At 60.3% G+C, this 12,401-nt stretch carries 10 protein-coding genes; 6 read left to right on the plus strand and 4 right to left on the minus strand.

The features are described from left to right. Nucleotides 1-195: 195 nt before the first annotated feature. Entirely contained in the window at nt 196-1,539 is a 1,344-nt protein-coding gene (gene pssA / locus LOY43_RS13770; protein WP_186623279.1) for a CDP-diacylglycerol--serine O-phosphatidyltransferase, read from the plus strand. A 131-nt stretch (nt 1,540-1,670) separates the two neighbouring features. Here pssA and efeO (LOY43_RS13775) read toward each other — a convergent pair whose 3' ends face one another. Genes efeO (LOY43_RS13775) through efeU form a run of 4 tightly spaced genes read right to left on the minus strand, consistent with a single transcriptional unit; the run spans nt 1,671 to nt 5,888 of the window. Further along, entirely contained in the window at nt 1,671-2,495 is an 825-nt protein-coding gene (gene efeO, locus LOY43_RS13775) for an iron uptake system protein EfeO (RefSeq protein WP_095126287.1), read from the minus strand. A gap of 28 nt (nt 2,496-2,523) precedes the next feature. After that, nucleotides 2,524-3,822 (minus strand): iron uptake transporter deferrochelatase/peroxidase subunit, encoded by a 1,299-nt coding sequence (gene efeB / locus LOY43_RS13780; RefSeq protein WP_093432742.1) that lies wholly within the window; start codon nt 3,820-3,822, stop codon nt 2,524-2,526. 18 nt (nt 3,823-3,840) lie between these two features. Beyond that, complete coding sequence (gene efeO, locus LOY43_RS13785) at nt 3,841-5,040, minus strand: iron uptake system protein EfeO (RefSeq protein WP_095126288.1); 1,200 nt, start codon at nt 5,038-5,040, stop codon at nt 3,841-3,843. An 8-nt stretch (nt 5,041-5,048) separates the two neighbouring features. Next, nucleotides 5,049-5,888 carry an iron uptake transporter permease EfeU gene (gene efeU / locus LOY43_RS13790; protein ID WP_095048889.1) on the minus strand — a complete coding sequence of 280 codons (840 nt, stop codon included), beginning with the start codon at nt 5,886-5,888 and terminating at the stop codon, nt 5,049-5,051. Between the two features lie 300 nt (nt 5,889-6,188). On the opposite strand from efeU, the gene LOY43_RS13795 reads away from it, so the two are divergent. The 5 genes from LOY43_RS13795 to LOY43_RS13815 all read left to right on the plus strand — a co-directional run bounded on the left by LOY43_RS13795 (nt 6,189) and on the right by LOY43_RS13815 (nt 12,391). After that, the gene (locus LOY43_RS13795) at nt 6,189-7,205 is read left to right on the plus strand and encodes an AraC family transcriptional regulator (protein ID WP_095048890.1); all 1,017 of its coding nucleotides are present in this window, start codon (nt 6,189-6,191) and stop codon (nt 7,203-7,205) included. Between the two features lie 267 nt (nt 7,206-7,472). Continuing rightward, on the plus strand, nt 7,473-9,137 hold the full coding sequence (locus LOY43_RS13800) for an AMP-binding protein (RefSeq protein WP_095048891.1): 1,665 nt from the start codon (nt 7,473-7,475) through the stop codon (nt 9,135-9,137). Between the two features lie 16 nt (nt 9,138-9,153). Continuing rightward, nucleotides 9,154-9,915: an SDR family NAD(P)-dependent oxidoreductase gene (locus LOY43_RS13805; protein ID WP_095126290.1), complete on the plus strand. Its 762-nt coding sequence runs from the start codon at nt 9,154-9,156 to the stop codon at nt 9,913-9,915. Nucleotides 9,916-9,927: 12 nt separating this feature from the next. Continuing rightward, nucleotides 9,928-11,121 carry an acetyl-CoA C-acyltransferase gene (locus LOY43_RS13810; protein WP_258709852.1) on the plus strand — a complete coding sequence of 398 codons (1,194 nt, stop codon included), beginning with the start codon at nt 9,928-9,930 and terminating at the stop codon, nt 11,119-11,121. 142 nt (nt 11,122-11,263) lie between these two features. Continuing rightward, complete coding sequence (locus tag LOY43_RS13815; RefSeq protein WP_220556146.1) at nt 11,264-12,391, plus strand: acyl-CoA dehydrogenase; 1,128 nt, start codon at nt 11,264-11,266, stop codon at nt 12,389-12,391. The last annotated feature ends 10 nt before the right edge of the window (nt 12,392-12,401 follow it).

A 12,401-nucleotide genomic window follows, 5' to 3' on the forward strand; every position in this document is an offset into this window, starting at 1 on the left:
AGTAGAACGATTGTTCTCCTTTGGCAATGGTTTTTTAAAATCAAAAGATCGCAGCCTTCGGCAGCTCCTACATTGGCCCGTGTAGGAGCTGCCGAAGGCTGCGATCTTTTGATCTCTTTACGGGCACTAACAAGACCCGAAGGATGCGATGGTGTAAGCTCTCGGGTTCTTCGGATTCGACCCATTGCGAGCCCTATGCCGTTGCTTTTCAAACGTTCCTTGCTGCCCAAATTGCGCAGCTTTCCGCTGACCGCCGAGGCCGTGACCATTCTGTCCGGCGCCGCCGAGTTTCGTCGTTGCCTGCTGGAGAAAATCGCCACGGCGACCCAGCGCATCTACATCGTTGCGCTGTATCTGCAGCAAGACGAAGCCGGTCAGGAAATCCTCGATGCCTTGCACGCCGCCAAGCTCAAGCGCCCCGAGCTGGAGATCGCCGTGGTCGTCGATTGGTTGCGTGCCCAGCGCGGGCTGATCGGCGCTGGCAAGCAGCCGGGTAACTCGGCGTGGTATCAGGAAATGACCCGCACGCACCAGAGCGAAGTGCCGGTGTACGGCGTGCCGGTGCAGACCCGCGAGTTGTTCGGTGTGCTGCATTTGAAGGGCTTTGTGATCGACGACTGCGTGGTTTACAGCGGTGCGAGCCTGAATAACGTTTATCTGCACAAGTTCGACAAGTACCGTTTCGACCGTTATCACGTGCTGCACAGCGCTGAGCTGGCCGACTCGATGCATCACTTGGTCAAACATGGCCTGATCGAATCGAAAGCCGTGCATCGCCTCGATCTGCCGAACCTGCCAACCACACGCAGCCTGCGCAACGACATCGGCGATCTGCGCAGCCGTCTCAAGTACGCGACGTACGACACCGCCAATGGCAGCGTCGCCAGAGACGGCCTGTCGGTCAGCCCGTTGCTCGGCGTCGGCAAGAACAACCCGTTGAACCGGGCGATTCTCGAACTGATCGCCAGCGCGCAAAAACAGCTGACCATCTGCACGCCGTACTTCAACCTGCCGCTGGGTGTGATTCGCGAGATCAACCGAGCGCTGGCCCGTGGCGTGAAGATCGATATCGTGGTCGGCGACAAGACGGCCAACGACTTTTATATTCCGCCGAGCGAGCCGTTCAAGGTGATCGCGGCGTTGCCGTATCTGTACGAAATCAGCTTGCGCCGCTTCGCCAAACGGCATCAGCGCAACATCGACAGCGGGCAGTTGAACCTGCACCTGTGGCGTGACGGCGACAACACCTATCACCTCAAGGGCATGTGGATCGATCAGCGTTATACGTTGCTGACCGGCAACAACCTTAATCCACGAGCGTTTCGTCTGGATCTGGAAAACGCCTTGTTGATCGATGACCCGAAAGGGGAATGGCTGGAGCCGCGGGCGAAGGAACTGGAAGAGATTTTCCGCCATACCACGCGGATTGACAGCTTTCAGAGCCTGGAGACGCTGCCGGAGTACCCGGCCGGGGTGGCCAAGTTTCTCAAGCGCGTGAGTCGGGTGCGGATTGAGCGGTTGCTTTACCGGATTTTGTAGGCTGCTGAAAATGCCATCGCTGGCAAGCCAGCTCCCACAGGTTCTATGGTGTACACAATATTTGTGAATGACCGAGAACACTGTGGGAGCTGGCTTGCCAGCGATGGGGCCCGCTTAGACGCTACAAAAAATCAATTCAGACCCAACTTGCCACGCAACGTGGACAGGTCTTCCGCCAGCGTATTCACCGGCCCAACCAACGCTTTACGGTCGTTGTCCTTCACCTTGTCATACGTCTCGAAACCACCATCCTTAGTCTTGTACTTGGCCAGAATCTTGTCGACCGTGGCAAAGTTCTTGTCCACCTTCGCAGCAAAAGCCTTGTCCTGCTGCTCGATCTGCGGACGGAACAGATCAACGATTTTCTTCGCGCCGTCGATGTTGCCCTGGAAGTCATACAGGTCGGTGTGGCTGTAGCGATCCTCCTCACCGGAGATCTTGGTCGCGGCGACTTCTTCCAGCAGCGCGGCGGCACCGCCGACGACTTTTTCCGGCGGGAAAGTCAGGCCGGCGACGCGGGTTTGCAGATCTTTTACGTCGCTGTTGAGCTTGTCCGCCAACTCGTTAAGGCCCTGGGTGCTTTTTTCCGAGAACAGCGAGTATTCGATGCGGTGGAAGCCGGTGAAGTCGTCAGCCTTCACGCCTTTCTCGTGGTCGTCGACGCGGGAGTCGATGGACGCATCGAGGTCACTGAACAGCTCGGCAATCGGCTCGATCGACTCGTAGTAAACGCGGGTCGGTGCGTAGAGCTTTTGCGCGGTGGCCAAATCGCCTTTCTTCACGGCATCGGTGAATTGTTGGGTGTGGCTGCCCAGCTCATCCAATTGCTCGGTAACGTAAATCTTGTAGTCCGAAACCGGCCCCACCAGATCCAGCGGTGCAGTGGCGGCGAATGCCGACAGCGGGGTGTTGAGCAAACCAAGGGTCAGCAATAACGCGAGTGGCGTCTTTTTCATCGGGGGCGGCTCCAGTGTCGAGATTGTTTTATGCGGCTGTTTTCGGTTGTGTGGCGTTGAGCAGCGAGCGACCGATAAAGTCCTTGTCGCCCGTGACACCCGGCAGGGTGAAGAAATAGCCGCCGCCGACCGGTTTGAGGTATTCCTCCAGCGGCTCGCCGTTGAGGCGGGTCTGCACGGTGATAAAGCCTTTTTCCAGGTCGGCCTGGTAGCAGATGAACAGCAGGCCCATGTCGAGCTGGCCGTTCTTGTTCACGCCATTCGAATAGTTGAACGGCCGGCGTAGGATCAGGTTGGCTTGGCTCGCGGCGGTGCGCGGGTTGGCCAGGCGAATGTGCGCGTCGAGCTTGGTCAGCTTGCCGGCCGGGTCTTTGCTGTAGTCCGGGACTTCAGTCTCATGCTGCGCACCCATCGGCGCGCCGGTAGTTTTGACCCGGCCGATGATGCTTTCCTGTTCCTGCAATGGCGTACGGTCCCAGCGCTCGACAAAGTTGCGGATGATCCGCACCGCTTGATAGCTGCCGTGAGCAGCCCAGGCCGGTTCGTCACTGCCCGGTTGCACCCAGACCAGGCGATCCATGGCTTTAGCGTCGTTGGAATCGGGGTTGGCCGAGCCATCGCGGAACCCCAGGAAGTTACGCGCCGATTGCGCCGGCACACCGGCTTTTGCCGGGGCTTGCGGCGGCACGCTGCCTTCCTGTTTCCAGCGCACCAGCAGCAGGTCGGGAAGGTTTTTGACGATATCGCGCAGGGCGTGAATGTTGGTGTCGGCGGTGTTCGAGCAGAACTGCAGGCTCAGGTCGCCGTGGCAGCAATCGGCGTCCAGCGCATCGTTGGGAAACCCGACCATGCGCATCAGACGCTTGGGCTTGGCGTCGGCCAGACCGAAGCGCTCGTCGAACAGCGACTCGCCGACCGAAACGGTGATGGTCAGGTTGTCCGGGGTTACATTCGGGCCAAGGATGCCGGAGTCCGGCGGCGGCAGTTTCGGATCGATCTGCGCCACCGGGCCGCCCTTCATCAGGAACGCGATGCGCTCGTTGAGGGTGCGGAACAGCCGCTCCAGATCTTCACGATCACTGGCCAACACGTCGAACGATACGAGCATGCCCGACGCCGGGCGCGGGGTGACGATGCCGGTCTGGTGGATGCCGTGGAAATCGTGACGGTCTTCGGTCTTGTCACTGCTCGGTGCTTCGGTGACTTGTGCCGGCGCGGCGGCCATGGCCGGACAGCTCAGGGCCGAGCCGGCGAGGGCGACACCGGCGGCGCCCATGCCCATCAGGACACGGCGACGTTGCAGGTTGAGTGGTTCGCTATCTTTCATCGTCAAAGGGTCTTCTGCTTACAGGCCGGAGAGGCCGAGGGCGGGATCGATGCCATCCAGAGCGTCGGCCAGAGCCTGGGCCTTGTCGGCAATCTGCTTGCGTTGTTCGCCGCTGATGGCGTCGTAACTGGCGTAGCCGTCCTTGATCTTGTAGGTGTCGAGTTCGCTGTCGAAGTCCGCCAGTGCCTGGTCGATTTTCGGCAACAGCTCGGCCGCCGACTTGGTCAACATTGGCCGCAACAGATCGACGACTTTGTGTGCGGTTTGCGCGTTGGCAGCGAAACCGTTGAGGTCGCTGTGGCTGTAGCGTTCTTCTTCACCGCTGGCAGCACGGACGTCGGCCAAGGTGTTGAGGTTGCGCACGATGATGCTGACCAGTTGCTCCGGTGGCAGGCTCTGCGCGAGCAATTGCTGTTTGAGCGTGGTGACATCGCTGAGCAGGCGCTGGGCAACGGGCGTCAGTTGGTCGAGATTGCGTTGCTGGAACAGTGCGTATTCGATGCGGTGGAAACCGACGAAGGCCGGATCCTGTTCGCGCTTTTCGAAATAATCGGCGCGGGCGTTGATGCTGTTGTCCAGTTCCGCCAGGCGTTGCGCGGCAGGGGCCAGACGCTGATAAGCCGCGCGGGCCGGTAAGTACAGCGCTTGAGCCTGACTCAAGTCGCCGCTTTCAATCGCTTGATCGAGCGCGGTCACGGCTTTGATCAATGCGTTGCTCTGGCTGGCCAGGTACACACGAAATTCCGACAGCGGCCCGACGAAGGCGACCATCGATGGCTTGGCTTTGGCCGCAGCATCAGAGGCGGCAGTTGGCGTCACGTGCAGGGTGCCGCGCGGGTTGCTCAGCAGGCCGCAGGTGATCGCGTAATCGCCCGGTTGCAGGTTGGCGTTGATCACTTGGCTGAGGCCCGGCGCAATGTTTTCCCGCTCCTCGACGACGAGCACGCCGTCGAGGATTTCCCATTCCACCGCGCGGTCGGAGCGGTTGACGATGCGGAAACTGGCGCGGCCGGCCGGCACCGTCAGCGCGTTGGGTTCACAACTGCCCGGATGAATGTTCACCACCACTTCATCGTGGTTGTGCTGACGCTTGGCCGCAGCCATTTTCGAGGCGTAATAAAACAGACCACCGGCGGCGATCATCACCACCACCGAACCGGCCACCGCCCAACGCAAGGCGCGAGGAGGGGAGGCCTGAGGAGTATTAGGCTTTGACATGAATGCCCTTATTGGCTGGAAACGGAAGACGATTGCGCGGAAGGCTTGGGCGCGGGGAGAAAGAACATCACCAGTGCCACCAGCAGATAAAGCAGATAGGCACCGAGGGTGCTGACGGTCGGCGCATCCTGATAACCGAACATACCGGCCAGCACCGAGCCCAACGGGCCATCCATCGGCAGCGTCGCGCTGAAGTCGAAGAGTACGGTTTGCAGGTGATTCCACAGCCCGGCTTCATGCAGGGCTTGCACCGAGTTGGCGAGAATCCCGGCGGCCACCACCAGAATGAACAGGCCGGTCCACTTGAAGAACGCTGAAAGATTGAGGCGCATGCTGCCGCTGTAGATCAGGAAACCGACGATGATCGCCAGAATCAGCCCGAGCAGGGCACCGATGGGCGCGCCGGGGCCTTCGCTTTGCTGGAATACCGCGAGCAGGAAGAACACCGTTTCCAGGCCTTCGCGAGCGACCGCGAAGAACACCATGGCGATCAGTGCGATCACTTGGTGTTTCGAGGACGTTAGCGCCTCGTCCAGCGAAGCTTGCAGCGAATGTTTGATCGAACGCGCCACTTTGCGCATCCAGAACACCATCGAACTGAGAATACCCACGGCCACCAGCCCGACGATGCCTTCGAACAGTTCCTGCTGCTTTTGCGGGAATTCAGCGCTGACCAATTCAAGACCACCGCCCACCAGCAGGGCGAGGGCAGCGGCGAGAAATACGCCGATCCACACGGCAGGCATCCATTGACCACGGCCAGTCTGTTGCAGGTAGCTGGCGATAATGCCAACGATCAGCGCGGCTTCAATGCCTTCGCGCAGCATGATCAGGAAGGGAACAAGCATTCGGTATCCAACAAGTCATTCGAAGAGGTTACAAGTTGTAACATAATGAAAGTCATTCTCACATGACATTGATTGACATAAACCTGAACACAAGCTGAACAAAGTAAAGAACAACCATTCTCATGCGGGTGACACCGGAACCCTGTAGGAGCTGCCGAAGGCTGCGATCTTTTGATTTATAGAATCAAGATCAAAAGATCGTCCGATCGCGGCCCGAACCTTCGGCAGCTCCTACATGGGTATTTGTGTTAGCTGCGGTAATATGCCTGCCACCCAAAACAACAAGGTTCACCGCGCTCCATGTCGGAAAAAGACACCATCGCCGTGCAACTGGTGCGTGAAGCGCTGCTGCAAAGTTGTGCCCCGGGCGCAGCCACCGAAGAGGTGTTGAACAAGGTCGGGATTGCTCCGGCGTTGCTGCAAACCGAACACGGCCGGGTGCCCGCCTCGCAGTACGCCAGACTCTGGCGCTTGTTGGCCCGACGCGGGGATGACGAGTTCTTTGGCATGGACCCGCGCAAGCTCAAGTCTGGCAGCCTCGAATTCCTCTGCCGCAGCACCATGGCGCAATCGACGCTGGCGGCGGGTTTGAATACGGGCCTGAGCTTTCTGTCACTGATGCTCGAACGCCTGCCCGCACAACTGGTGCACCAGCAAAGTCTGGCGGAAATCGTTTTGCTCGAGGACGATCCCGAGCCACGCCGCGCTTTCACCTATTTCACCTACTGGATGATCGTCCACGGCGTGGCCTGTTGGCTGGCGGGGCGGCGGATTCCGATTCTGGCGATCGAACTGCGCTGTGCGGCGCCGGAGTTCACCGATGACTATCGAGTGATGTTCTCGGAAAACCTGCGTTTCGAGCGTCCACGCACACGGATGATCTTCTCTGCCGATTGTCTCGATCTACCGATCAAGCGCACCGCCGAAGAACTGAAACGCTTTCTCGCCCACGCCCCGGCCAACATCCTGGTCAAGTACCGCGACCCGGAGAGCCTAGCCAGTCGGATCAAGCACGATCTGCGGGAGTTGCCGGCCGAGCAGTGGCCGGAAACCGAGGCCCTGGCCCAACAGTTGTGCATGTCGGCTTCGACACTGCGCCGGCGTTTGGCCGAGGAAGGGCAGACCTACCAAGGGCTCAAGGACAGCGTGCGTAAAGAGCTGGCGATTATCTGGCTGGCGGAGCCGTCGATCAGTTTTGTCGAGATTGCCAGCCGCTTGGGATTTGCCGATGCGAGTTCGTTCTACAAGGCGTTTCGCAAATGGTCGGGGTCGAATCCGGGCCACTATCGCCAACTGATCCTGAATGAGGTTGTCTGACCCAACACATTCCGCCGCTTGATCGTTCCCACGCTCCGCGTGGGAATGCCTCAAGGGACGCTCCGCGTTCCAGCTCTGGAGCGGACGCAGAGCGTCCGAGGCTGCATTCCCACGCAGAGCGTGGGAACGATCAGTGTGGTAGCGGTCTTGGCCAAACCAGTCAGCCACATTGATGGCTTTGACCATTGCCGCCGCCGCCCCACAGCGCGACTATCCCCCTGTTGTTTACGCTTCCCAGCCTAATAAAAAAACAGAGGGATTCTGGCAATGCGCGATTACTTGTCTGCCACTGAACAGTTCAACTATCAGCACACCGTGGATGCCGCGCTCAGCGGTACGCTGGCGGCGCTCAACGCCTGCGTCGAATGTTGCGACCGTCATGCCTTGCCCGGGCGCATTGCGCTGTTCTGGGAAGGCCGCGACGGCGCGAGTGCGACGTACACCTTCAGCGAGCTCCAGGACAAAGCCGCGCGTTTCGCCAACTTCCTCCTCGCCCAAGGCGTGCAGAAGGGTGACAAGGTCGCCGGCCTGCTGCCGCGCAACATCGAATTGCTCATCACCGTGCTCGCCACCTGGCGCATCGGCGCGGTGTATCAACCACTGTTCACCGCCTTCGGCCCCAAGGCCCTCGAACATCGCCTGAACAGCTCCGGCGCAAAAGTTGTGATCACCGATGCGGTCAACCGGCCGAAACTCGCCGAAGTCGCTGACTGCCCGACCCTCGTTACCGTTGGCGGCGCGAAAGGCCAGGGCATCGTCCGTGGCGACTTCAGCTTCTGGGCCGAACTGGCCAATTATTCCAACGTCTGCGAACCGGTATTGCTGACTGGCGAAGATCCGTTTCTGTTGATGTTCACGTCCGGCACCACCGGCCCTTCGAAAGCGCTGTCGGTACCGCTCAAAGCCATCGTCGCGTTCCAGAGTTACACCCGCGATGCCGTAGACCTGCGTCCCGAAGACGCCTTCTGGAACGTCGCCGATCCGGGTTGGGCCTACGGCATCTACTTCGGCGTCACCGGGCCGTTGTCGATGGGCCATCCAATCACTTTCTACGATGGGCCGTTCACCCTCGAAAGCACCTGCCGGGTGATCAACAAATACGGCATCACCAACCTCACCGGTTCGCCCACCGCTTATCGCTTGCTGATCGCCGGTGGCGACGAATTCGCCAAGTCGATCAAGGGCAAGTTGCGCATCGTCAGCAGCGCCGGCGAGCCGCTGAACCCGGAAGTCATCCGCTGGTTCGCCGACAACCTCGGCGTGGTCATCCACGACCATTACGGCCAGACCGAACTGGGCATGGTCCTGTGCAATCACCACGGCCTTGATCACGCGGTGCACGTTGGTGCCGCCGGTTTCGCCTCGCCGGGCCATCGCATCGTGGTGCTTGACGATCAGTACAACGAACTCGGCGTCGGCCAGCCGGGCATTCTCGCCATCGACCGTGCGCAATCGCCGATGTGCTGGTTTGGCGGCTATGAAGGTGCGCCAACCAAAGCCTTCGTCGGTGATTACTACCTCAGCGGCGACACCGTCGAATGGAACCCGGACGGCAGCATCAGTTTTGTCGGCCGCAGCGATGACGTCATCACCACATCGGGCTACCGCGTAGGCCCGTTCGATGTCGAAAGTGCGCTGATTGAGCACCCGGCGGTGGTCGAAGCAGCGGTCGTCGGCAAACCTGATCCGGAGCGCACCGAACTGGTCAAAGCCTTCGTCGTGCTGAGCGCGCAATACCGTGCCGCGCCCGAGCTGGCCGAAGAACTGCGCCAACACGTGCGCAAGCGTCTGGCCGCGCACTCATACCCACGTGAAATCGAATTTGTCAGCGAATTGCCCAAGACCCCGAGTGGCAAATTGCAGCGCTTTATCTTGCGCAACCAGGAAATCGCCAAGGCTCAAGAGGCCGCGGCGCATAACGTTTCAGCTTGAATCAGGAAATACAGTCATGCAGATCGAGAACAAGGTTTTTATCGTCACCGGCGGCGCCTCTGGCCTGGGTGCTGCCACCGCTGAATTGCTGGTCAGTGCCGGCGCCAAAGTGATGCTGGTGGACATGAATGCCGAAGCTGTCGCCGCACAGGCTCAGCGTTTGGGCGCGCAAAGCGTGGTTGCCGATATCAGCAACGAAGCCGCTGCTGAAGCTGCCGTGCAGGCCACCGTTAAAGCCTTTGGCAGCCTCAACGGTCTGGTCAACTGTGCCGGTATCGTCCGTGGCGAGAAGATCCTCGGCAAGAACGGCCCGCATGCACTGAGCAGTTTCGCCCAAGTGATCAACGTCAACCTGATCGGCAGCTTCAATATGCTGCGCCTGGCCGCTGCGGCCATCGCCGAAGCCGAGGCCAATGCCGACGGCGAACGCGGCGTGATCATCAACACCGCCTCGGTCGCAGCGTTTGACGGCCAGATCGGCCAAGCGGCGTATTCCGCTTCGAAAGGCGCGATCGCCAGCCTGACCCTGCCGGCCGCCCGTGAACTGGCACGCTTCGGCATCCGCGTGATGACCATCGCACCGGGCATTTTCGAAACGCCGATGATGGCCGGCATGACCCCGGAAGTCCGCGATTCGCTGGCCGCCGGCGTACCGTTCCCGCCGCGTCTGGGCAAGCCTGCCGAGTACGCCGCGCTGGTTCGGCATATCATCGAAAACAGCATGCTCAACGGCGAGGTGATCCGTCTCGACGGTGCCTTGCGCATGGCCGCCAAGTAAGGAGGATTTGTCATGACTATTTCCAACGATCCGATTGTCATCGTCAGCGCCGTGCGCACGCCGATGGGCGGTTTTCAGGGCGAACTGAAAAGCCTCACCGCGCCGCAACTCGGTGCTGCTGCGATCAAGGCTGCGGTTGAACGTGCCGGTGTTGCTAGTGACACGGTTGATGAAGTGCTGTTCGGTTGCGTACTGCCTGCGGGCCTCGGCCAGGCACCTGCACGTCAAGCGGCACTGGGCGCCGGGCTGGATAAATCGACCCGTTGCACCACGGTCAACAAGATGTGCGGTTCGGGCATGGAAACTACCATTCTCGCTCACGACATGCTGGTGGCTGGCAGTGCTGATGTGGTGATCGCCGGTGGCATGGAAAGCATGTCCAACTCGCCGTACCTGCTGGATCGTGCCCGCGCCGGTTATCGCATGGGTCATGGCCGCGTGCTCGACTCGATGTTCCTCGACGGCCTCGAAGACGCCTACGACAAGGGCCGCTTGATGGGCACCTTCGCCGAAGACTGCGCCGAGACCAACCACTTCAGCCGTGAAGCGCAGGACGCGTTTGCCATCGCCTCGACCACCCGCGCGCAGCAGGCGATCAAGGACGGCAGCTTCAAGGACGAAATCGTACCGCTGACCGTGACCGTCGGCAAAGAGCAGGTGCTGATCAGCCACGACGAACAGCCACCGAAAGCCAAACTGGACAAGATTGCCTCGCTGAAACCGGCGTTCCGCGAAGGCGGCACGGTGACGGCGGCGAACTCCAGTTCGATCTCTGACGGCGCGGCGGCTCTGGTGCTGATGCGTCAGTCGCAGGCACAGAAACTCGGGCTGAAACCGCTGGCGGTGATTCATGGTCATGCCGCGTTTGCTGATACCCCGGGCCTGTTCCCGGTGGCGCCGATTGGTGCAATCAAGAAACTGATCAAGAAGACCGGTTGGTCGTTGGGTGATGTCGATCTGTTCGAGGTCAACGAAGCGTTTGCCGTGGTTGGCATGGCGGCGATGACGCACCTGGAAATCCCCCATGACAAGTTGAATGTGCATGGTGGCGCCTGTGCGCTGGGCCATCCGATCGGCGCGTCGGGTGCGCGGATTCTGGTGACGTTGCTCTCAGCGCTGCGCCAGAGAAAACAGAAACGCGGTATCGCGGCGATCTGCATCGGCGGCGGCGAAGCCACGGCCATGGCCGTGGAATGCGTTTACTAACGTTGACACTGGACCCTGTGGGAGCGGGCTTGCCCGCGATGGCGGTGGGTCAGACAGCCAATATGTTCAATGACACGGCCCCATCGCTGGCAAGCCAGCTCCCACAGGGTTCTGTGTGGTAACCCGGATTTAAGGATTCACCATGATTCCCAACGAAGACCAAACCCAGATCCGCGACATGGCCCGGCAGTTCGCCGAGGAACGCTTGAAGCCGTTCTCCGCCGAGTGGGATCGCGAACATCGATTCCCCAAGGAAGCCATCGGCCAGATGGCTGAGCTGGGCTTCTTCGGCATGCTCGTGCCGGAGCAGTGGGGCGGCTGCGACACTGGTTATCTGGCCTACGCCATGGCCCTGGAAGAAATCGCCGCTGGCGACGGCGCCTGCTCGACGATCATGAGCGTGCACAACTCGGTCGGCTGCGTGCCGATCCTCAAGTTCGGCAACGACGATCAGCGTGAACGCTTTCTCAAACCGCTGGCCAGCGGCTCCATGCTCGGCGCTTTTGCATTGACCGAACCGCAGGCCGGTTCGGATGCCAGCAGCCTGAAAACCCGCGCACGGCTGGAAGGCGATCACTACGTGCTGAACGGTTGCAAACAGTTCATCACCTCCGGGCAAAACGCCGGGATCGTGATTGTGTTTGCGGTGACCGATCCGAGTGCCGGCAAACGCGGTATCAGCGCGTTTATCGTGCCGACCGATTCACCGGGCTATAAAGTCGCTCGCGTCGAAGACAAGCTCGGCCAACACGCTTCCGACACCTGCCAGATCCTCTTCGAAGACGTCAAAGTACCGGTAGCCAATCGCTTGGGCGAAGAGGGCGAGGGCTACAAGATCGCCCTGGCCAACCTTGAAGGCGGTCGCGTCGGCATCGCTTCGCAAGCGGTGGGCATGGCCCGCGCGGCGTTTGAAGCGGCACGTGATTACGCCCGTGAACGCGACACCTTCGGCAAGCCGATCATCGAACATCAGGCCGTAGCTTTCCGCCTCGCCGACATGGCCACGCAGATCGCCGTCGCCCGGCAGATGGTGCATTACGCGGCGGCCCTGCGTGACAGTGGGCAACCGGCACTGGTCGAGGCGTCGATGGCCAAACTGTTCGCCTCGGAGATGGCCGAGAAGGTCTGCTCGATGGCGTTGCAAACCCTCGGTGGTTACGGTTACCTCAACGACTTCCCGCTGGAACGTATCTACCGCGACGTACGCGTCTGCCAGATCTACGAAGGCACCAGCGATATTCAGCGCATGGTTATTTCGCGCAATCTTTGACAAGGAATTT

The sequence above is a fragment of the Pseudomonas sp. B21-041 genome (assembly GCF_024748675.1).
GTDB classification, from domain to species: Bacteria; Pseudomonadota; Gammaproteobacteria; order Pseudomonadales; family Pseudomonadaceae; genus Aquipseudomonas; species Aquipseudomonas neuropathica.

Bases quoted from the DNA above. Each gene is read 5' to 3' on its own strand.
- pssA (WP_186623279.1), top strand. From the start codon at position 196: ATGCCGTTGCTTTTCAAACGTTCCTTGCTGCCCAAATTGCGCAGCTTT.
- efeO (WP_095126287.1), bottom strand. From the start codon at position 2,495: ATGAAAAAGACGCCACTCGCGTTATTGCTGACCCTTGGTTTGCTCAAC.
- efeB (WP_093432742.1), bottom strand. From the start codon at position 3,822: ATGAAAGATAGCGAACCACTCAACCTGCAACGTCGCCGTGTCCTGATG.
- efeO (WP_095126288.1), bottom strand. From the start codon at position 5,040: ATGTCAAAGCCTAATACTCCTCAGGCCTCCCCTCCTCGCGCCTTGCGT.
- efeU (WP_095048889.1), bottom strand. From the start codon at position 5,888: ATGCTTGTTCCCTTCCTGATCATGCTGCGCGAAGGCATTGAAGCCGCG.
- LOY43_RS13795 (WP_095048890.1), top strand. From the start codon at position 6,189: ATGTCGGAAAAAGACACCATCGCCGTGCAACTGGTGCGTGAAGCGCTG.
- LOY43_RS13800 (WP_095048891.1), top strand. From the start codon at position 7,473: ATGCGCGATTACTTGTCTGCCACTGAACAGTTCAACTATCAGCACACC.
- LOY43_RS13805 (WP_095126290.1), top strand. From the start codon at position 9,154: ATGCAGATCGAGAACAAGGTTTTTATCGTCACCGGCGGCGCCTCTGGC.
- LOY43_RS13810 (WP_258709852.1), top strand. From the start codon at position 9,928: ATGACTATTTCCAACGATCCGATTGTCATCGTCAGCGCCGTGCGCACG.
- LOY43_RS13815 (WP_220556146.1), top strand. From the start codon at position 11,264: ATGATTCCCAACGAAGACCAAACCCAGATCCGCGACATGGCCCGGCAG.